This window comes from Microbulbifer sp. (assembly GCF_036563125.1).
Lineage (GTDB): Bacteria > Pseudomonadota > Gammaproteobacteria > Pseudomonadales > Cellvibrionaceae > Microbulbifer.
In genome coordinates this window covers 1-20,532 of sequence record NZ_DATCMV010000009.1, presented here as the reverse complement: position 1 = coordinate 20,532, position 20,532 = coordinate 1, and the positions used below count along the sequence as shown (strand labels likewise).

Below are 20,532 nucleotides of genomic sequence, written 5' to 3'. Positions count from 1 at the left end.
GGGTCGGCTCGCCCTCCCCTGCAGGACTAATCCGGCAAAAGGTAACTGACTATGGCAGGCGGAAAAGAAGTACGCACAAAAATTGCCAGCATCAAGAGCACGCAGAAGATCACCTCGGCCATGGAAATGGTTGCGGCGAGCAAGATGCGCAAGGCTCAGGATCGCATGGCACTGGGGCGCCCTTACGCAAGCCGCATCCGCGCGGTGCTTGGCCATGTCGCCAACGCCTCGGCGGAATACCAGCATGTCTACCTGCAGGAGCGTGAAGTCAAGCGCGTGGGTTACATCCTGGTATCCACCGACCGCGGTCTGTGTGGCGGCCTGAACATTAACGTGTTCAAGGCGGCCATCCGCGATATGCAGTCCTGGAGCAAACAGGGCGTTGGCGTGGATATCTGCGCGATCGGCAACAAGGCGGTCAGCTTTTTCAAAAACATCGGTGGTAACGTCGTCGCCGCCTTGCGGGATGTGGGCGATGCCCCAGAAGCAGCGCAACTGCGCGGCCCCGTGAAGGTGATGATCGACCGTCTCGCCGCCGGTGATATCGACCGTCTCTACCTGGTGTCCAACGAATTCGTGAACACCATGACCCAGAAGCCGCAAATCCAGCAACTGCTGCCGCTCAAGAAGGAAGAAGATGAGCAACAGCACCAGTGGGATTACCTGTACGAGCCTGAGGCGGTCGAACTGCTCGACGGCCTGCTGGTGAGCTACATCCGTTCCCAGGTGTACCAGGCGGTTGTGGAAAACAAAGCGTGTGAACAGGCTGCACGTATGATTGCGATGAAGAGCGCCACCGACAACGCCGGTGAGCTGATCGACGCACTGCAGCTGGTTTACAACAAGGCGCGCCAGGCAGCGATTACCCAGGAGCTGTCGGAAATTGTTGGCGGCGCCGCGGCGGTCTGAGGCGGCCGAGTAAAGATTTGAAATTTGAGGATCGGGAAATGAGTAACGGGCAAATTGTGCAAGTTATCGGCGCGGTCATCGACGTGGAATTCCCGCGTAATGCCGTACCGAACGTATACGATGCACTCGTGTGTGAGGAAAAGAACCTCACCATGGAAGTGCAACAGCAGCTGGGCGATGGCGTGGTTCGCGCTATTGCCATGGGTTCTTCTGAAGGTGTTCGCCGCGGTCTCGCGGTAACCAACACCGGCGCTCCGGTTTCCGTACCGGTGGGCGTAGAGACCCTCGGCCGCATCATGGACGTACTGGGCAACCCCATCGACGAATGTGGTCCCATCGGTGAGAAAGAGCGTTCCTCTATCCACCGCGCTGCGCCGACCTACGAAGAGCAGTCCAGCTCCACTGAACTGCTGGAGACCGGCATCAAGGTTATCGACCTGGTATGTCCGTTCGCCAAGGGTGGTAAGGTTGGTCTGTTCGGTGGTGCCGGTGTAGGTAAAACCGTAAACATGATGGAGCTCATCAACAACATCGCCACCGAGCACAGCGGTCTGTCCGTGTTCGCGGGTGTGGGTGAGCGTACTCGTGAAGGTAACGACTTCTACCACGAGATGCAGGAAGCTGGCGTTGTTAACGTCGAAGAGTTTTCCAAGTCCAAGGTAGCGATGGTTTACGGCCAGATGAACGAGCCGCCGGGCAACCGTCTGCGCGTAGCCCTGACCGGTCTGACCATGGCGGAAAAATTCCGTGATGAAGGCCGTGACGTACTGCTGTTCGTCGACAACATCTACCGTTACACCCTGGCCGGTACCGAAGTATCCGCACTGCTCGGCCGTATGCCGTCTGCGGTAGGTTACCAGCCGACCCTGGCGGAAGAGATGGGCGTGCTGCAGGAGCGTATTACCTCCACCAAGACTGGCTCTATCACTTCCATCCAGGCGGTATACGTACCGGCGGATGACTTGACCGACCCGTCCCCTGCGACCACCTTCGCGCACTTGGACTCCACTGTAGTACTGAGCCGTGACATCGCCGCCAAGGGTATCTACCCGGCTGTTGACCCGCTCGACTCCACCTCTCGTCAGCTGGACCCGCTGGTGATCGGTCAGGAGCACTACGAGACTGCCCGTGGCGTACAGTCTGTTCTGCAGCGCTACAAGGAGCTGAAGGACATCATCGCGATTCTGGGTATGGACGAGCTGTCTGAAGAAGACAAGCAGATCGTAGCCCGCGCGCGTAAGATCGAGCGCTTCCTGTCTCAGCCGTTCCACGTAGCGGAAGTATTTACCGGTGCACCGGGCAAATACGTGTCCCTGAAAGAAACCATCCGCGGTTTCCAGGGCATCCTGAAAGGCGACTACGACCACATGCCGGAACAGGCCTTCTACATGGTCGGCACCATCGACGAAGCCGTCGAGAAAGCCAACAAGAAGTAAGGCACGTGTGTGAAACCCGGAAATTTTTTCGGGTTTCACAAGGCAAACAGCTGAGAATGTGAGGTAGCCTTATGGCTATGACTGTACATTGCGACATTGTTAGCGCAGAGGAATCCCTCTTCTCCGGTCTGGTGAAGATGGTGGTTGTGAGCGGCGTAGAGGGTGAGATAGGTATTACCTATGGTCACGCTCCCCTGCTGACCGCCCTCAAGCCCGGCCCGGTCCGTGTCATCAAGGACACTGGTGAGGAAGAGGTCTACTTCCTGCGCGGCGGCTTTGTTGAAATCCAGCCCAACGTGGTGACCGTGCTCGCCGATGTCGCAGAGCGCGAAATCGACGAGGAAGCGGCACGCAAGGCGCGCGAAGAGGCGGAACACGCCCTGCGCAGTGCCCCGGCGGATATCGACTATGTCCGCGTCTCCGCGCAACTGGCCGAAGCCGAAGCGCGCCTGCGCACCCTGCAGGCGATCCGCAAGGCGGCCGGTAAGTAATTCCCGCTTCGGTGGGAAACAAAAAAAGCAGCTTCGGCTGCTTTTTTTGTTTCAGGCCGATCAAATTGACAAAAATTACCCTAAACACCGCACAAGCACTTTGCGATTACTCTCGCAAAAGCCGAATCTAATTTTCCGCTGACTCACCGTCCGGAAATATCGGTAAATTCCTCCCCTGCCCCGCAGCTCCCGTCGCCACTGGGTCAACCGCGTTTGCGGGTGTAAATGACCAAAATCATCTATTTCGTCCCTGTTACAAAGTGTTACTCAGCGCCAAAACCAACTGTGTTCTATTGATTGGCCCAGTGGCGCAGCAGCACCTGCTGGCGCCACCTGAAATAAAAATAAATCTAGTCAGGAGGTCCCCATGCAATTCGGGAAATCATTCTCGCGCATATCCCTATTGGCGTCGTTGACGGCAGCCGCGCTGCTATCCGTGTCTGCCCATGCCATGAAACTCAAAAACCAGAACCTTGAAGATCTGGTTACCGAGGCCGATAGCATTCTTATCGGTCAGGTAGTCAGCGTCACCGATGGTTTCCAGAATAACGCCCCGTACACCGAAGTCACCATTCGTGTCGGTAGTGATGCCAAGGGCAAGGTCAAAGACGACAGCGAATATAAGTTCCGTCAATTTGGTTTGATTAAGCCACGCTCCATGGGTAACGGCAAAGTCTACCTGGGTGTGACCCCGGAAGGTTTTGCCAAGTGGAATGAAGGCGAACAGGTCGTTGCGTTCATGTACAAAAAAGCCGAAATAACTGGTTTCCAGACCACCACAGGTATGGCGCAGGGCAAATTTATCGTGAGCAACGATAAGGCCACCAACGCATTCAACAACCACGGTCTGTTTGAGGGCATGGACACTTCCAACCTTTCCGCGGAAGAACAGAACATGATTACCAATCCTGGCTCCATGAGCGCCGCCACTTTCGTGGGCCTGGTGGGCAAGCTGGTTGAGGAGAGCAAATAATGAAAATGAAAAAGCTCAATATCGCAATGGCGTTGGCCCTCGCTTCCGCTGGCGCACAGGCTGGCGGCCCGCTGTATATCCACGAACCGACCATGCAGCCCTATAAGTGGGATACCTCCAAGGGTGACATTCCGGTGTACACCGACGGTGGTCCGATGGCGTTGACCGCGGACGGTGGTGAAGCTAAGGCCTTTACCCTGAATTACGACGGCAGCGTATTCCTGACCATCGACCAGGCCAATGCGGTTACCGCCAAAGCCATCGCTGAATGGTCCAATGTAGAAACCTCAACCCTGTCCATGACCATCCAGGGCACCATCGAAGAGAAGACGGGTATTGCCGACGTCAACCAGAACAACGTTGGCGAAATCTACGGCAAGGAAAACGGCTACGGTTTCTGGGTCAACTACGATACCGACGGACAGATTCTCGAGCAGTATTTCGGTGTACCAAAAAATCAGGTACTGGGCATTGCCTTCCCCGAGTGGGCAGATGAAGAGACCGGTGAAATCACTGAAGCCACCGCGCTGATGAACGGCTGGTTTGTGGACATCAGTGATACCGAAGGCGAAAAGGTTGCTGGCGTATTCACCCACGAATTCGGCCACGCCATGAACATGTCGCACTCCCAGGCCAATGGCCACTTCAGCTATATGGCCGCCAGTTACCGCCCCTATTACGATGGGGTACCCGGTTGTGATACTGCCAATGTGTACAACGGTTCGCAGCGTCCTTCCGAGGACACCATCGAAACCATGTTCCCGTTCATCAATGTGCGCGGCGAGGCGGGACGTCAGCAGTCCACCATCAGCGTGCGCGACGACATCGTCAATATTTCCGACCTGTATCCGACCGAAGCCTACAAGACCCAATACGGTTCCATCACTGGCAAGCTGTATCTGAAAGATGGCGTCAGCGAATACTCCGGTATCAATATGGTGGCGCGTAACATCGACAACCCGATGTACGACGTGATTACCCAGCAGTCCGGCAATATGACCCAGGGTATGGTAGGTCCGGACGGCTCCTTCACCATTAACGGTCTCCAGCCGGGTGCGCGTTACGTACTGTACACCGACACCATCAAGGCCGGCGGTTACCCCACCGCGCCAACTTCCATCGTGTCCGAAGCTGAGTACTGGAACGCCGGTGAAAGCGCGAACCCGGGGGAAGACCGCGCCTGTAGTTTCACCCCAATCACCGTGCAGGCTGGTGAAACCAAACACACCGATATGTACTTCAACGGTTACCAGGATGGTATCCAGTACACGCCGCTGGTACAGGCGTTCGTCACCGACCTCGCAAAGAACGGTAAGAAAGCCCTGGGTATCGTGGGTAATGGCATTCCGTTTGTTTACGACGCGGTACAGAAATCCTATGCGTTGCATCCCGATACGGACGTGCGCAGCAACGGCGGCAAGATGAACAAAAATGCCACCAAAGCGATGATCACTGCGGACCTGAATAAAAACGGCATCCTTGAGCCGGCGATGTGGGATCTGGTCAGTAACAAGCTGAAACCGATGCAGGATCTTAACGGCAACAGCTGTGGTGGATCAGGTAGCAACGGCACCCAATCCGTTGCAGTGTGGGATATGGACGACAGCGGCGAAGTCATGGTTGGCCTTGGCTACAAAGACGTCGATGGTGATGGCATTTGTCAGCGGAACGGTGCCCATGAAATGGTCCCCGTGAAGTGGGACAAGCATGGCAATATCGAGGAGCTGCCTTACGACCTGCCCGGCTATGTGCAGTGGGTACGTGCAGACCGCGTTTCCGGCGATGGCAGCGTGATCACCGGTTCCAGCACCTACAAGCAAGTCGCCTGGGTCAATGGTGAGTTCCGCGATATCTACACCGAGTTCGGTGCTAAAAACGCCACGGCGATGAACCATGACGGTAGCGTCGTCGCACTGGACACCGATTCCGGCGTCAAACTGTGGAACACCAAGACCGACGAACTGGAAGAAATTGGCGGCCTGACCTGGTGTGAAGATCTGGACTACAACCATTTCTTCTTGGGCAACCTGTGTTCCAATCCGATCTATGGTCCGGATTTCGTGCAGAACTATTTCGGACCGATCCCGGTAATGCCGACCGACATGAATGACGATGGCAGCGTGATCGTGGGTCGTGCCGGCGGCTATTTTACCGGCTTTATTGGCGGGGTTTATCTGGACGGCATCGGCTGGATCAACACCCGCGACTTCTTCAAGAAGCAAGGTGTGGTGGAAGCATCCCAGTTCCCGATCGACAACCCGCTGTCACTGAGTGGCGACGGCTCCGAGATGATGGGTAACCTGGCCGGTGCCACCATCACCTTCGATATCGACATGGACACCGCATTTGTGTGTAAAGACGGTCAGGATCGAGAAGTCAGCTTCCCCAAGCAGCTGATCGCAGAAGTTAAGGGCGGTGCCGAATTCGGTCGCTGTGCCCACCTGAACGACTAACTTTTCACTTTTCATCTCATCTTGTTAAGTCCGCCTTAGGCGGGCTATTTCATCGTAAAAAAGCAGCTTCGGCTGCTTTTTTAATGTCCGCGATTTTAATTTCGGTCGCACCGGGCCATCATTGAGCTATCGATTGAATAGACCCTTCCCCGAGCTCAAATGGAACCATGAAGGCAGACATAGTGAAAAATGGCGAGGCCCGAATCGGCCTGGCTCTTGGCAGCGGCGCCGCCAAGGGTTTTGCACATATTGGTGTTCTACGGGTACTGGATGAAATGGGGATCAAGCCCCATGTGATCGCCGGTACCTCCATGGGCGCTTTCGTTGGTGCCGCTTACTCCGCCGGCGCGCTCGACAAGCTGGAAGAGTGGGCGCGGATGCTCGACAACTGGCGGGTATTTTCACTGCTGGATATTAACTGGTCGCTGAGTGGCGGCGTGATCGGCGGTATCAAGCCATTTCGCGCATTTTTCGAGGATTTCGACTTCGAAAATATCGAAGACCTTCCCCTGCCGTTCACCGCCGTTGCCACCGACCTGCACAGCGGCCAGGAGATCTGGCTGCAGGAAGGCAATCTACAGGATGCAGTTAGTGCATCATGCTCCATTCCCGGTCTTCTCTCCCCCAAGGCCCTGGCGGGCCGTTGGCTGGTGGACGGTGCGGTGTCAAATCCGGTGCCGGTTGATGTGTGTCGGGCAATGGGAGCGAGCAAAATCATCGCGGTGGATGTCACCGAAGACACGGTTCCTTTACTGGATCGCGAGCACGGCGAAGTGCGGCGCGCCGTAAGTATGAAACCGTCGCGCGAGGAAGAAACCGAACTGGTGGCCGAGAGCATCGAGTTTGCCGCTGGCATGCACCTGACGGAGCGAGTGACAAGTCCGGCCAAAGGATTTACCAGGCTGGTAGAACAAGGAAAGGAGCAGCTTTCCCAGCTGCGTATCAAGCGCGATCCAAAGCTTACGCCGCCGGGTATGTTCGACACCATGCGCCGGGCCATGGAGATCCTCGAGCGCCGCCACAAGCGTGCGCGCATGATGGGGGCGCCGCCGGATGTGCTGATTTTGCCAAAAGTCGGCGATATCGGCGGCAACGACTATTCCCGCGCCGCAGAGGCTATTGAGGCCGGTGAAAAAGAAGCGCGCAGGCTGCGTACCTGGCTGGAGGATATGGTTGCGAGCGCGTGATCTAATGTGCAGAGTTAAATCCAGCTTTAACCGGTGAAATACTGAAGGCGGTGGTATGCGGGGGTTGTTGTTTTTACTGATGGCGCTGTTCAGTAACTGCGTAGCCGCAGACGACTGGTACGAATACCGGTCAGAAAACTTCACCGTCTATTCCGATGTTCCCGAGCGCCGGGTCAATGCATTAATGCGAGACCTGGAGCGCTTCCGCCGTGCCGCCCTCTCCTTTACCGGCCAGGAAGAAATCCCGGAAAATAAGCGCTTGCGGGTGTTCCACTTTCGCGATTCTGCCGAATTCGAAAAATTCTCCGGTGACCGCAAAATTGCCGGTCTTTACCGTGAGACCTGGGAGGGGCCGATCATCTTCTCCCGCGATGGCGACCACGGCATTTCCGGCTCCGGCCTGATTTTCCACGAGTATGTTCATCACCTGATGCGCGAGCGCAGCGGGTTGACCTACCCGCGCTGGTATTCCGAGGGGTTTGCTGAATTGCTGGCGAGCGCCGAACTGCGTCCAAAAGACGTGGTGGTCGGCGGGCTGCCGGAGTGGCGTTTGAGTGCCTGGGCAGAGGAGGATCCTCTCACCATCCAACAACTGCTGGCACCGCCGCCGCTCACCGCGCAAAACGGTGAGGACAACAGCCGCTACTGGAACAATTATTACGCCAGCGCCTGGCTCCTTACCCACTACCTTCAACTGGGCTATAACGCCGGCCATCCGGATTATCGCGCCGCCACCGCAGACTACCTGAAAGCGGTGGCGGCGGGAGAAAACCCTTTCGAGATATTTGCGGAACACTTCGGCAAGACCATCGCCGAAATCCAGCGCGAGATGCTCGCGTATATGCGTGACGACATTCATCGCCACAAACTGGATATTCCCGTGTACCAATACTCCATACCCCGTCGCGTCCTCAGCGAAAACGAATATCTATTTCTACTGGCAAGCGAAGCCGCGGATTTCGACAAACCGAAACTGGCCATGGATTACCTGAAGCGGAGCGAGCAGCAAGGCCTAGGTTGGCAGGAAAATCTGACTGCGATGGCGGTAATTGAGGCGCAGGAAAAGAGCTACAAGCTCGGCGAAAAGGTCGTTAAGGAAATTGGCGAGCACGGCCAGATCAGCCATTTGACCGCGGCAAATCTCGCCCAGTATTACCTGCTGCGCCTGCAGGCGCTGTCACTTACCCGCGATTGGAACGAGGACTTTTACCGGCAGGCGGTGAAATTCGGGAAAATCGCCGTGCAGATGGGGCCGGACTATTTGCCCGGCTACCGCAGCCTGTGGACCGCCTATCAACTGAAGGGCAACAGTGATGCGGCACTACCGGTGATGCTTAGTGCCTACCAGCAGGAGCCGAATCACCTGACCCTGAATGCGACGATCGGCCTGTATCTCGCACATCTGGGCAAGCCGGAACTGGCCCGCGAATATCTGCAGCGGGTAGTGGCGTGGTCGCACTCGGATGAACTGCGCGCTGCCGCGGAAAAGGCCTTGCAGCAGGCCAGATAATCCCGGTAAAAAACGATAAAAAAAGCCCGCAGTTTTTAGCTGCGGGCTTTTTGTTTCAGCAGCAAAAGCGGATCAGTGCACCCAGTGGTGGCGTTCCTGTTTCTCCTGGATCGCTTCCGCCGTCGGGGTCGGCATGGCGCTTACCGGCAGGCGTTCGTGGAAAAACGCCAGCCGCTGCTCGCCGTCGACCTCGTTCATGGTGGCGGCATCAAATACCTTGCCGTTGATCACGGTGTACTTGATGTTCTCCGACTGACGCAGGTTTTCCAGCGGGTTGCCATCGACCACGATGATGTCCGCGAGCTTGCCCGCTTCCAGGCTACCGAGATCCTTGTCCATGCCCAGGTAGCGGGCGCCGTCGATGGTGCCGGCGCGGAACGCTTCCCACGGGGTGAAACCGCCCTGCTCCATCATCCACAGTTCCCAGTGGGCGCCGAGGCCCTCGCGCTGGCCGTGGGCACCGATATGCACGGTCACGCCCTTGTCGCGCAGTTGCTTGGCGTGGCGCGCCACATTGAAGTGGTTGTAGTGGTTATCCGGCGATTTTTCGCGACGGATAGAGCGCGGGTTGACGATGAAGTCCGGGGTAAAGCGGGTCAGGCGCTCGTTCTTCCATACATCGGTATGGTCGTACCAGTAGTACTCGCCGGTGAGACCGCCGTAGGCCACCACAAAGGTGGGCGTGTAGCCGACCTTGGTCTGGCTCCACAGTTGTTCCACGTCGGAGTAGATATTGGCAATCGGCAGCGAGTGCTCCACGCCAGTATGGCCATCCACAATCATGTTCATATTGTGCTGGTACTTACCGCCGCCCTCCGGCACCACCATGATGCCGTGCTTACGGCCCGCTTCCAGCACCTGCTGGCGCTGGTCTCTTCTAGGCTGGTTGTAGCTCTTCACAGAAATCGCGCCCATTTCCTTCAGGCGGCTCACGTGGAACTCGGCGTCCTCGAGACTGTTGATCTTGGCGCGGTAGCCGGGACCCTTGGCGCCGTAGAGGATGGTGCCGGTGGAGAAGATGCGCGGGCCGTTGATGATGCCGGCCTTCTGCATTTCCGCCGCAGAGAAGATCTCACTGCTGTCGTTGGACGGGTCGTGAATGGTGGTGACGCCGAACGCCAGGCTGGAGTACAGGTTCCAGTTCTGCTGAGGAATGATCTCCTCGCGACCTTGGGCGCCGTGGGCGTGGGCATCGACCAGGCCCGGCAGCACTGTCTTGCCGGTAACGTCGATACGCTGGGTGCCCACGGGTATCTCTACCTCGCTGGCGGCACCCACCGCCACAATGCGATTGCCGCGGAACAGCACTACGCCGTTGTCGATGACTTCCTCGGATTTTTCCGCATCGCGCATGGTGACCACGGTGCCGCCGGTCAGGGCCACCAGCTTGTCGCTGTGGGCAAATTTCTGCGGGAAGCTGAGGTCGATACCTTCACTTACCGGCTCCGGCAGTTGCTCCGGGGCGCCGGCGATGAAATCGAACGCGTCCCTCAATTCGCGCTGGTAGAGTTTCGGGCCGTGGGCCCAGCCGAGGGTCTGGCTGTCGGCGGACCAGTGCAGGTTCTCACCGGCGCGCTTGGACACCTGGGTGACCTTCACTGCGGTGGCATTGGGGCCGATGGCCTCGGACTTGCCGGTGTGCATGAACGGTGCGGCGTAGGCCTTGAAGTCCTGGGTGAAGGCGATCCAGTGGCTGTCGGGGGACAATCGGAAGGAGGTGATTTCGGCGCCGTGCAGGTGTTCGCGCTCGTCCTTGCCATTGGTGTCCACACTCTTGAACACGCGCTTGCCACCGTCGGCGTACACGAAGTCGGAGAAGTAGACGCGGTCGCTGTTGGCACCGAAGTGCGGCTCGTAGCCGGACTTGGCGATGCGGCGCTGCCAGTCGCCGTCGGCATCGGCCAGGTAGATACCGGGCTCTAGGGAGTACTCCGGGCTCAGCAGGTAACCGCCGGTGAAGCGGCGGAAGGTGATCAACTCACCGTCGGGAGCGAAGCTCGGCTCCACGTACAGGCCCGGCTCCTTGGTGATGTTCTTGCCGCGGCCGTTGCGCGCGGAAACCACGCGTACCTGGCCGAGCTTTTCATCGTCCCAGGTTACATAGGTGATCTGTTTGCCGTCGCGGGACCAGCTGGGATATAGCTCGAAATGCTCATTCTGGCCGGTCAAACGGCGACGTTCCCCGCTGTTCACGTCCTGGATGTAGATCTTGCCCAGGGCCTGGAATGCGATCTGCTTGCCGTCCGGCGACTTTTGCGCCCAGCGGATCATCTTCACATCGAACTGCTCGGGTGCCACATCCACCGGGAAACGCACCGCGGCGGCGACTTTCTTCTCGGTCTTGATGTGGGCGACGATCTCGCGCGCGCCGCGCCCGATGCTGCTGCCATCGGCGGCGATGCGCAGGAACTTGCCCTTGCTCCACACGATCAGGGATTTGCCGTCCGGCATCCAGTCGTACTGTACATAGTTGCCGTGGGAACCGAAGGTCTCCTGCAGGTCGCGCTCCAGGTTACTGTAGAGCGGGGTTTCCAGGCCGGTGGTCAGATCCTTCACGAACAGCGAGGTGTTGAAATCCTGGCGGCGGATAAACGCCAGCTTGCTGCCGTCCGGGGAAGGTACCGGAGCAATGGAGCCGCCGGGGCCGGAGACGAAGGTCTCCTCCTTGCCGTCATTCAGGTCGTAGCGGTTGATGGCGAACAGCTGCTGGGTGGAGTTCTTGTTGTACTCCCACACGGTACCCGGGGTGGTGTCGATGGTGTAATAGATGTAGCGGCCATCCGGGGAGAACACCGCGTCGGAGATGTTCTTCTGCGCGATGTCGCCGCCCAGGCGCGCCTTGATCTGGCGACCTTCGCCACCGCCGTGGTGATACATCCAGATTTCGCCGGCGGGAATACTGCGCCCGGACATAAAGCCCTTGCGCGCCACCAGATACTGGCCATCGGGGCTCCAGTTCGGTGCGTGCACCAGGTTTTCCTTCTCGGTGGTCAGCTGGCGCAGGTTGTCGCCATTGCGGTCCATCACCCAAATATTGTCGGCGCCATCGCGGTCGCTCACGAACACGATGGATTTGCCGTCGGGACTGAAGCGCGGCTGGGTATTCCAGGCAATTTCACTGGTCAGCGCGCGGGCCTCACCGCCGGCCACCGGCACCTCGTAGATATCCCCCAGCATATCGAAAATGATGCTTTTGCCGTCGGGGCTGATGTCCAGGTTGCTCCAGGTGGTCTCGCGGGTGTCCAGTGGCACGGCGTTGAATTCGTAGGGTGGGTTGTTCACATCCCACTTATCGGCGACTTTAGCGCCCTCTTCCGCCTGCGCAGCAAACGGCAGCGCCAGTGCGATGCCGGCACTGCCAATAAGGCGCGCCAGTTTGCTGGCCTTGAAATTGTCGATCATGAATGGCTCCCAGGTGCGGGGTTATCGTTATGCACTCGGCGGTATGTCTGACGCCGCTCTCTTTTTATTCACAGAAGGTCCACAAGGTAAACCCGGGTTCAAATTACGGGAATGGCAGGAAAAGGCAACGGATCTGCGCCGAACGGCATAATCTTCGGGTTGTGAAACTTTTACCGGATATTGCACTGTCCACAAGGGATCATCGCCGGCCACGCCTCTGACTGGATTGGCGCTTCCGGGTTTGTGGGCGGGATCGGCGAATAGTGGATGGGCTGTGTCAGCCGATATAGGACGCGTCCGTGGTGAATACCACGTCAAACTCCTGCTCGGCAACAAACTCCGCCATACGCTCGGTGAGCAGTTCGCGCCACTCGTCCACCTGATCTATACAGGCATGCTGGTGCTCTTCATTCAGGAGGATACGCGCATGCAGGTACACCGAGCGACCGGTTTTGACGATGCTGAGGGACCAGTTTTGTCCCGGAATATCCACCATGGCGTCGCGGAAGGCGCGGCGAATCTCGCGCTGGATGTCGATCGGCGGTGACGCCAACAGCACTTCCATCAGGTTGCGGTACAGGGTTCGCGCGGGTACCGGCAACATGACCAGTACCATCGCGACAACCATCCAGGAATCCACAAACGGCAGCCAGCCGCCGAGAGCATCACCAAAGCGCCACACCAGGGCAAATGCGCACAGCACCACCGCGCTGAGTATGCCGTCAATCATCCAGGCAAAGGCGTCCACCTCGATCATGGTGGAGCCGGTTTTTTGGGCGATACGGCGCAACACTAGATACACCGCCAGGCAACCGGTGCTCGCGATCGCGGCGTAGATAACGGCCCTGCCCGCATCCAGGGTACGCCCCCCCTGATATAACGCGGCGACGGCAGAGGACAGCGCCATCAGCATGACCCCGAGAATCACCATGCTCTGCAGCACATTGAACGCCGGCTCGAAACTCGCGTACCCAAATGGAAAGTGGCGATCGGCATCGCGCCGGATGATTCTCGAAACCGCCAGCATCACCAGCGACATGACGAAGTTCACCAGGGAGAAGACGCCGTCGAGAAAAATGGCTTCGGAACCGGTCCAGTGGGAAAAGCCGAAACCCAGCGCCGCCATGATCAGGCAGCCCACGATCGACAGCCACAACCCGCGTGTCTCCATTTCCTGAACCCCGCACTGTATCGATAAATATTCGCAGTAGACTCAGGGATATTAGTGGCAATTCATCAGATGATTGCGGCGGTAACTTGTGGCGCTGCCGCGAAGCCGCCACAATTTGCAGCCAATCGCAGATTCAGCATCCCCATTTTCAGGAATTCCATGGCTATCGATATCGTCATCCTCGCCGCCGGCAAAGGCACCCGTATGCGCTCCGACCTGCCCAAGGTCCTGCACCCCATTGGCGGCGTGCCCATGCTGGGGCGGGTAATCGAAACCGCCAAACAGCTCGGGGACGTGAAGATCACCGTGGTCATCGGCCACGGTGCGGAACTGGTGCGCGAGCGCTTCGCGGACAGCGGCGTGCAGTTTGTCGAGCAGGAGGAGCAGTTGGGTACCGGTCATGCGGTGGCGCAGGCGATCCCACATTTCCGCGACGGCGCAACCGTGCTGGTGCTCTACGGTGATGTGCCTTTGGTGAGGGCTTCAACCCTGCGACAGCTGCTGCAGGAATCGGAGAATGGTCCCGCCCTGCTTTCGGTCATCATGGATGACCCCAGTGGTTACGGCCGCATCGTGCGCGACAAAGACGGCCAGGTGCAGGCCATCGTCGAACAGAAAGACGCCGACGCCGAGACCCTCAAGATCGACGAGATCAATACAGGCATTCTCGCTGCCCCTGGCCATTTGCTGGCGCAGTGGCTGCCGGAGCTCTCCAATAACAACGCCCAGGGTGAGTACTACCTTACCGATGTGATCGCGCGCTCCGTACGGGAAAATATCGCGGTTACCGGTGTGATCGGCAGCGATGCAGTGGAAGTTGCCGGGGTAAACAGCCGCATCCAGCAGGCGGAACTGGAACGCGCGCTGCAGCGCGATCAGGCTGAAGTGCAGATGGCGCTCGGCGTGACGCTGATGGACCCGGCGCGGTTCGACCTGCGCGGAACGCTGGAGTGCGGCGCCGACGTCACCATCGATATCAACTGTGTATTTGAGGGCAGTGTCAAACTGGGCAACGGCGTAAGAATCGGCCCCAATTGCCTGTTGAAAAACTGCCAGCTGGCAGCCGGCACAGTCGTGGAAGCCAATTCCATCATCGAAGACGCCAGCGTTGGCGAAGCCTGTAACATCGGCCCCTTCGCGCGCCTGCGCCCTGGCACCGAGCTCGCCAATGGGGCCAAGGTGGGCAACTTCGTCGAGACCAAAAAGGCGAAGATTGGGGTCGGCAGCAAAGTGAACCACCTGTCCTATATCGGCGATGCCGAGGTGGGGGACGACGTAAATATCGGCGCTGGCACCATCACCTGCAACTATGACGGGGTGAACAAGTCCAAAACCATCATCGGCGACCGCGCGTTTATCGGCTCCAACTCCGCGCTGGTGGCCCCGGTGGAAATCGGTGCCGGAGCAACGGTGGGGGCAGGCTCCACCATCACGCGGGAAGTGAGCGCTGACGAACTGGCGGTGGCCCGTGGCAAGCAGCGGAATATTTCCGGGTGGCAGCGGCCGGTCAAGAAATCCTGATCGGACTTTGGTGGCTGGCCGTTTTGAATCTGACCCGGTTGCGCGGGATCACCGGGTGCTGAGAACGAAACGCGCCCCAAAATAAGTCGCCCCCAAGAACTACACTTGCACGCATCGGAAAGAAAGGAATCCCACCGATGCACAAACCGCGCCTGCAGCTGCAGGCTTCCTTCGATATCGCCTGGCTGCAGTACCTGGATAAACAGGGGAATGCCAGCCAGTCCCTGCCGGAATTCGCCAGTCCCGACTGGCTCACCCACTGTTTCCGCCAGATGCAGCTGGCGCGGCTGGTGGACGATCGCGCGGTAAAACTGCAGCGCACCGGTCGCCTTGGCACCTATCCCTCTACCCTCGGTCAGGAAGCCATCAGTGTCGCCACCGGCAATGCGCTGATGGCGGAGGACGTCTACTGCCCTTACTACCGGGAGACCGGCGCCCTGTTGGAGCGCGGTGTTTCCATTGAGGAAATTCTCGCCAACTGGGGTGGCGATGAGCGCGGGCAGAACTACCGGCACGCGCCGCAAGACCTGCCCATCTGCATCCCGATTGCCACCCAGATGCTGCACGCCGCCGGTGTCGCCTTTGCGCTCAAGTATCGCCATCAGCAACACGGCACGCCGCTGCAGGTAGCCGTTGCCAGCTCCGGCGAGGGTGCCACATCCAAGGGGGATTTCTACGAAGCAATGAATCTCGCCGGGGTGTGGAAACTGCCGGTGGTATTTGTGGTGAACAACAACCAGTGGGCGATTTCGGTGCCGCGGAGCGCGCAGACCAGTACCCACACCATTGCGCAGAAGGCGATCGCCGCCGGTATCCCTGCGCTGCAGGTGGACGGCAATGACGTGATTGCAGTGGCCTGGGCGGTGCGGGATGCGCTGCAGCGGGCACGCGGCGGCGAGGGGCCGGCGCTGATCGAGGCCATTTCCTACCGACTCTGCGACCACACCACCGCCGACGATGCCAGCCGCTACCGCAGCGCGGAAGAGCTGCAGCAGGCGTGGCAGTGGGAGCCGGTCAGGCGGTTGGAAACCTATCTTCGCGGTGAAGGCCTGTGGAGCGATGCCAAGCAGCAGGATCTCGCGCGGGAGTTGGCGCAGACCATGGAAACGGCACTGAACAGCTGGGAATCCCGCGTGCCGGAACCGGCTACCGCCATCTTCGATCATCTCTACGCGCAGCTACCGGAAGGCCTCTACGAGCAGTACGACCAGCTGCGGGATGAGCAACAAGCGGGGGCACAGGAATAGATGGGGGAGGCAGCGAAAAGTATCACCCTGGTTGAAGCGGTCACTCAGGCGCTGGCTTACGAACTGGCCAATGACCCCCGGGTAGTGGTGTTCGGGCAGGACATCGGTGCGAACGGCGGTGTATTCCGGGCAACCGATGGCTTGCAGGAAAGATTCGGTGCGCAGCGGGTACTGGATACGCCACTGGCGGAAACCATGATCGCCGGCATCGCCGTGGGCATGGCGACCCAGGGGCTCAGGCCCGTCGCCGAATTCCAGTTTATGGGATTCATCTACCCCGGCCTCGACCACATCCTCAGCCACGCCGCGCGTATGCGCAATCGCACCCGCGGGCGGCTCAGCTGTCCCATCGTGTATCGCGCCCCCTACGGCGGTGGTATTCATGCACCGGAACATCACAGCGAGAGCACCGAGGCCATTTTCGCGCACATTCCCGGTCTGCGCGTGGTGGTGCCCTCCTCCCCGGCGCGCGCCTACGGCCTGTTGTTGGCCGCCATCCGCGACCCGGACCCGGTGCTGTTTCTGGAGCCCAAACGCATTTACCGCGCCGCCAAGCAGCCGGTGCCGGACAATGGCGAAGCGCTGCCGCTGGACCGCGCCTTCGTCCTGCGGGAGGGCGGCGACCTGACCCTGATCGCCTGGGGTGCCAGTGTGAAGGAAACCCTGGCCGCAGCCGAACAGTTATCCACAGAGGGCATCGAGGCGGAAGTCATCGACCCCGCCACCCTCAAACCACTGGATATCCACAGCATCATCGATTCGCTGGAAAAAACTCGCCGCTGTGTGGTGGTGCACGAAGCGGCGCGCTTTGGCGGACTCGGTGCGGAAATCGCCGCACAAATTCAGGAGTACGCCTTCGACCTGCTGGACGCCCCGGTACAGCGGGTTACCGGCTACGACACCGTCATGCCCTACTATCAGCTGGAACAGGTCTATCTACCGGGGGTGCAACGGATACTCGCCGGCGCACGCGCGGCGCTGGGGTATGTGCGGGAGGGTGGCCGATGAAAATCTTCAAGCTGCCAGATCTTGGCGAGGGCCTGCCAGATGCCACCATTCGCGAGTGGCAGGTGCGCGAGGGCGACAGCGTGGTTGCCGACCAGGTCCTGGTTACGGTGGAAACCGCCAAAGCCCTGGTGGAGGTGCCGTCGCCTTATTCGGGCACGGTGGAGAAACTGTTCGCCGCCGAGGGCGAAACCCTGAAAACCGGCCAGCCGCTGATCGGTTTCAAACTGTCCGGCGGCGAGACTGCCGCACCGAAACCGGCGGATTCCGGCACCGTGGTCGGCAAAATCGAATCCGGCAGCGAGGCACTTGCGCGCGAACAGTACGCCATCTCCCACCGTCCCCGCTGCGCCACACCCGCTGTGCGCGCGCTGGCGCGGCAACTGGGTGTGGACCTCAGCAGGCTCCACCCCGCCGGTTCTCGCTTTACCGAAATCGAGGTGCGTACCGCCGCCGGTCAGCCGTCCCCCGCGGCGGGCGAGGTATCTGCACAGCCGGTCGCGGCCGCAGCCAAACCGGCATCGACCGCCGGGACGAGCGCCGAACCCGCTCGTCGTGCCATGGCGCTGGCCATGAGCCACAGCCGCGATCTCGTCTGCCCTATGACCCTGTGCGACGAGGTGGATATCTCCGACTGGCCCAAGGGCAGCAATGCGACCCTGCGATTGCTCCGCGCCATCGCCCACGCCGCCGCCAGCGAACCCAACCTCAACGCCCATTTCGCAAACGACACATTGGAACCACAGGCCCCGGTGAATATCGGCCTCGCCGTGGATGCCCCCAGAGGCCTGTTCGTGCCGGTGATCAAGGACGTCGCAGCGCACAGCGACGAAGACCTGCTGGCGGCAATTTTCCGCTTCAAGCAACAGGCCAGCGAGGGCAGCATCCCCCAGAAAGACCTCCAGGGCGCCACCATCCACCTGTCCAACTTCGGCAGCCTCGGCGGGCGCTTCGCCACCCCGGTGGTAGTGCCGCCGCTGGTATGTATCGTCGGCGCCGGCCGCAGTCACAAGGCGGTACTGCCCCACAAGGGCAAGGCGCGGGTGCGCAAACTGCTGCCGCTGTCCATTACCGCCGACCACCGCGCGGTCACCGGCGGTGAACTCGCCAGATTCCTAAAAAAATTGAGTGAATTTCTCACAGAACCCTGAATTCGGGTTGGCAAGCTAAGTTTCGATTCGCTATCCTTTGGTTTCGAAACGAAAGATAAGGGTTGCATCCCTCTCCATGTCCAAACGCAACACCCAGCAGCGCCGCCACCAGATACTGGGGCATATCAATGACGCGGGCGAAGCCAGCGTGGAAGAGCTGGCGCGCCAGTTCGAAACTTCGGAAGTTACGATTCGAAAGGATCTGGCGGCGATGGAGCACAGTGGGCTGCTGCTGCGCCGCCACGGCGGCGCCATCCCTCTGCCGCGGGAACTGGTGGGTGAAGATCCCCTGTCCCAGACCAAGCGCGCCATCGGCCGCGCCGCGGCCGAACTCATCCGCGACCACAACCGCATTGTCATCGACTACGGCCGCACCACCACCGGCCTGATCCCGGAACTGGACAAGAAACGCGGACTGGTGGTGATGACCAACTCCCTGCATGTTGCCAACCAGCTGCGGGAACTGGAAAACGAACCGACCCTGTTGATGACCGGCGGTACCTGGGACCCGCATTTCGAAGCCTTCCAGGGACAGGTCGCGGAGCAGGTGCTGCGCGGTTACGACTTCGACCAGGCCTTTATCGGCGCCGACGGCATCGATCTGGAGCGCGGCACCTGCACCTTCAACGAACAGATCGGTCTTTCGCGGGTCATGGCGGAAGTCGCACGCGAAGTCATCGTCATGGCGGAATCCAGCAAGGTTGGCCGGCGGATACCCAACCTGGAATTGAGCTGGGACATGTTCGGCACTCTGGTGACGGACAGCGGCATTGACGACAAGGTCTGTGCACAGCTGGAACGCAGAGGGCTGCGCGTGATTTGCGCAGACGTGAAGTAACAACAAATTATTGAGGTTAGAGAAATGTGTGGAATCGTAGGCGCTCTCGGTCAGCGCAATGTTACCGGAATCCTGCTGGAAGGCCTGCGCCGCCTGGAATACCGCGGCTATGACTCCGCCGGCGTGTGCCTGGTCAACGGTGACGGCAAACTGCAGCTGCGCAAAACCCAGGGCAAGGTCGCCGATCTTGAATCCGCGCTCGACGACAGCCCCACCGCCGGCCAGCTCGGTATCGCCCACACCCGCTGGGCCACCCACGGGGTACCTTCGGACAAAAACTCCCACCCGCACACCTCCGGCAACTTCGCTCTGGTGCACAACGGCATCATCGAAAACTACCAGGAACTGCGCGACCAGCTCATCGCCAAGGGTTACGAATTCCAGTCCGAAACCGATACCGAAGTCGTCGTGCACCTGATCCACGACCTCGCCAAAGATGGACGCGACCTGTTACAGGCCGTCTCGGCCGCTACCAAACAACTCCATGGCGCCTACGCCCTCGGTGTGGTCTGCTCCACCGAACCCGAGCGTCTTGTCTGCGCGCGCCTCGGCAGCCCGCTGGTGATCGGCGTTGGCATCGAAGAGAACTTTATTGCCTCCGACCCCATGGCCCTGCAACAGGTCACCGATCGCTTTATTTTTCTGGAAGAAGGCGATATCGCAGAAGTCACCCGCGACAGTATTGCCGTGTGGGACAAAGCCGGCGAAGAAGTCAGCCGCCCGGTGAACAAACTGCAGGGTGGCCACGACGCCGCCGACAAGGGCCGCTACCGCCACTACATGCAGAAGGAAATTTTCGAGCAGCCGAAAGTGGTGGAGGCCACCATGGCGGGCCGCATCGGTGAGCACTCGGTGCTGTCCCAGGCACTGGGCACCGCCGCCAATGAAATCCTGCCGCAAGTGAAACAGGTGCAGATCGTCGCCTGCGGCACCAGCTATCATGCCGGTCTTGTGGCCCGCTACTGGATCGAAGACTGGGCTGGGGTGCCCTGCTCCGTGGAAGTGGCCAGCGAAATCCGCTACCGCAAAACCGCGGTGCGCCCGGGAACACTGTTCGTCACTATCTCCCAGTCCGGAGAGACTGCCGATACCCTCGCCGCGTTGCGCCAGGCCAAGGAGCTCGGCTATCTCGCCTCCATGACCATCTGCAACGTGCCCAACAGCTCCCTGGTGCGCGAATCCGAACTGCACTTGATGACAGAAGCCGGCCCCGAAATCGGCGTCGCTTCCACCAAGGC

The 20,532-nt window shown here is 59.6% G+C and carries 15 protein-coding genes; 13 read left to right on the top strand and 2 right to left on the bottom strand.

Features of this window, described 5'->3' with window-relative positions; translation table 11 throughout:
• Positions 1-51 precede the first annotated feature (51 nt).
• The 7 genes from atpG to VIL80_RS00595 all read left to right on the top strand — a co-directional run bounded on the left by atpG (position 52) and on the right by VIL80_RS00595 (position 8,959).
• Positions 52-909 carry a F0F1 ATP synthase subunit gamma gene (gene atpG, locus VIL80_RS00625; protein ID WP_332034233.1) on the top strand — a complete coding sequence of 286 codons (858 nt, stop codon included), beginning with the start codon at positions 52-54 and terminating at the stop codon, positions 907-909.
• Between the two features lie 38 nt (positions 910-947).
• Positions 948-2,345, top strand: a complete 1,398-nt coding sequence (gene atpD / locus VIL80_RS00620) for a F0F1 ATP synthase subunit beta (protein ID WP_332034232.1) — start codon at positions 948-950, stop codon at positions 2,343-2,345.
• A gap of 71 nt (positions 2,346-2,416) precedes the next feature.
• On the top strand, positions 2,417-2,836 hold the full coding sequence (locus VIL80_RS00615; RefSeq protein ID WP_332034231.1) for a F0F1 ATP synthase subunit epsilon: 420 nt from the start codon (positions 2,417-2,419) through the stop codon (positions 2,834-2,836).
• 367 nt (positions 2,837-3,203) lie between these two features.
• The gene (locus tag VIL80_RS00610; protein WP_332034230.1) at positions 3,204-3,809 is read left to right on the top strand and encodes a hypothetical protein; all 606 of its coding nucleotides are present in this window, start codon (positions 3,204-3,206) and stop codon (positions 3,807-3,809) included.
• Positions 3,809-6,262 (top strand): hypothetical protein, encoded by a 2,454-nt coding sequence (locus VIL80_RS00605; protein ID WP_332034229.1) that lies wholly within the window; start codon positions 3,809-3,811, stop codon positions 6,260-6,262. Before VIL80_RS00610 ends, VIL80_RS00605 begins: the two co-directional genes overlap by 1 nt.
• A 167-nt stretch (positions 6,263-6,429) precedes the next feature.
• Positions 6,430-7,449, top strand: coding sequence for a patatin-like phospholipase family protein (locus VIL80_RS00600; RefSeq protein WP_332034228.1), 1,020 nt, complete (start codon positions 6,430-6,432; stop codon positions 7,447-7,449).
• Between the two features lie 55 nt (positions 7,450-7,504).
• A complete protein-coding gene (locus tag VIL80_RS00595) occupies positions 7,505-8,959 on the top strand; it encodes a tetratricopeptide repeat protein (RefSeq protein ID WP_332034227.1) in 1,455 nt (484 codons plus the stop codon).
• A 72-nt stretch (positions 8,960-9,031) separates the two neighbouring features.
• Here the strand turns inward: VIL80_RS00595 and VIL80_RS00590 are convergent, their stop codons facing one another.
• Entirely contained in the window at positions 9,032-12,361 is a 3,330-nt protein-coding gene (locus VIL80_RS00590; protein WP_332034226.1) for an amidohydrolase family protein, read from the bottom strand.
• Positions 12,362-12,638: 277 nt separating this feature from the next.
• The gene (locus VIL80_RS00585) at positions 12,639-13,532 is read right to left on the bottom strand and encodes a cation diffusion facilitator family transporter (protein ID WP_332034225.1); all 894 of its coding nucleotides are present in this window, start codon (positions 13,530-13,532) and stop codon (positions 12,639-12,641) included.
• A 159-nt stretch (positions 13,533-13,691) separates the two neighbouring features.
• On the opposite strand from VIL80_RS00585, the gene glmU reads away from it, so the two are divergent.
• From glmU to glmS, 6 genes are all read left to right on the top strand, one after another.
• Positions 13,692-15,053, top strand: a complete 1,362-nt coding sequence (glmU, locus tag VIL80_RS00580; protein WP_332034224.1) for a bifunctional UDP-N-acetylglucosamine diphosphorylase/glucosamine-1-phosphate N-acetyltransferase GlmU — start codon at positions 13,692-13,694, stop codon at positions 15,051-15,053.
• Positions 15,054-15,190: 137 nt separating this feature from the next.
• Entirely contained in the window at positions 15,191-16,300 is a 1,110-nt protein-coding gene (gene pdhA / locus VIL80_RS00575) for a pyruvate dehydrogenase (acetyl-transferring) E1 component subunit alpha (protein WP_332034223.1), read from the top strand.
• Entirely contained in the window at positions 16,301-17,308 is a 1,008-nt protein-coding gene (locus tag VIL80_RS00570; protein WP_332034222.1) for an alpha-ketoacid dehydrogenase subunit beta, read from the top strand.
• Positions 17,305-18,456, top strand: a complete 1,152-nt coding sequence (locus VIL80_RS00565) for a dihydrolipoamide acetyltransferase family protein (protein ID WP_332034221.1) — start codon at positions 17,305-17,307, stop codon at positions 18,454-18,456. Before VIL80_RS00570 ends, VIL80_RS00565 begins: the two co-directional genes overlap by 4 nt.
• 76 nt (positions 18,457-18,532) lie before the next feature.
• Complete coding sequence (locus VIL80_RS00560) at positions 18,533-19,294, top strand: DeoR/GlpR family DNA-binding transcription regulator (protein ID WP_332034220.1); 762 nt, start codon at positions 18,533-18,535, stop codon at positions 19,292-19,294.
• Positions 19,295-19,318: 24 nt separating this feature from the next.
• On the top strand, positions 19,319-20,532 hold a 1,214-nt coding region (gene glmS, locus VIL80_RS00555; RefSeq protein ID WP_332034219.1), incomplete at its 3' end, for a glutamine--fructose-6-phosphate transaminase (isomerizing).

Bases quoted from the DNA above. Each gene is read 5' to 3' on its own strand.
- VIL80_RS00610 (WP_332034230.1), top strand. From the start codon at position 3,204: ATGCAATTCGGGAAATCATTCTCGCGCATATCCCTATTGGCGTCGTTG.
- pdhA (WP_332034223.1), top strand. From the start codon at position 15,191: ATGCACAAACCGCGCCTGCAGCTGCAGGCTTCCTTCGATATCGCCTGG.
- VIL80_RS00605 (WP_332034229.1), top strand. From the start codon at position 3,809: ATGAAAATGAAAAAGCTCAATATCGCAATGGCGTTGGCCCTCGCTTCC.
- VIL80_RS00595 (WP_332034227.1), top strand. From the start codon at position 7,505: ATGCGGGGGTTGTTGTTTTTACTGATGGCGCTGTTCAGTAACTGCGTA.
- VIL80_RS00560 (WP_332034220.1), top strand. From the start codon at position 18,533: ATGTCCAAACGCAACACCCAGCAGCGCCGCCACCAGATACTGGGGCAT.
- atpD (WP_332034232.1), top strand. From the start codon at position 948: ATGAGTAACGGGCAAATTGTGCAAGTTATCGGCGCGGTCATCGACGTG.
- VIL80_RS00590 (WP_332034226.1), bottom strand. From the start codon at position 12,361: ATGATCGACAATTTCAAGGCCAGCAAACTGGCGCGCCTTATTGGCAGT.
- VIL80_RS00565 (WP_332034221.1), top strand. From the start codon at position 17,305: ATGAAAATCTTCAAGCTGCCAGATCTTGGCGAGGGCCTGCCAGATGCC.
- atpG (WP_332034233.1), top strand. From the start codon at position 52: ATGGCAGGCGGAAAAGAAGTACGCACAAAAATTGCCAGCATCAAGAGC.
- VIL80_RS00615 (WP_332034231.1), top strand. From the start codon at position 2,417: ATGGCTATGACTGTACATTGCGACATTGTTAGCGCAGAGGAATCCCTC.
- glmU (WP_332034224.1), top strand. From the start codon at position 13,692: ATGGCTATCGATATCGTCATCCTCGCCGCCGGCAAAGGCACCCGTATG.
- VIL80_RS00600 (WP_332034228.1), top strand. From the start codon at position 6,430: ATGAAGGCAGACATAGTGAAAAATGGCGAGGCCCGAATCGGCCTGGCT.
- VIL80_RS00585 (WP_332034225.1), bottom strand. From the start codon at position 13,532: ATGGAGACACGCGGGTTGTGGCTGTCGATCGTGGGCTGCCTGATCATG.
- VIL80_RS00570 (WP_332034222.1), top strand. From the start codon at position 16,301: ATGGGGGAGGCAGCGAAAAGTATCACCCTGGTTGAAGCGGTCACTCAG.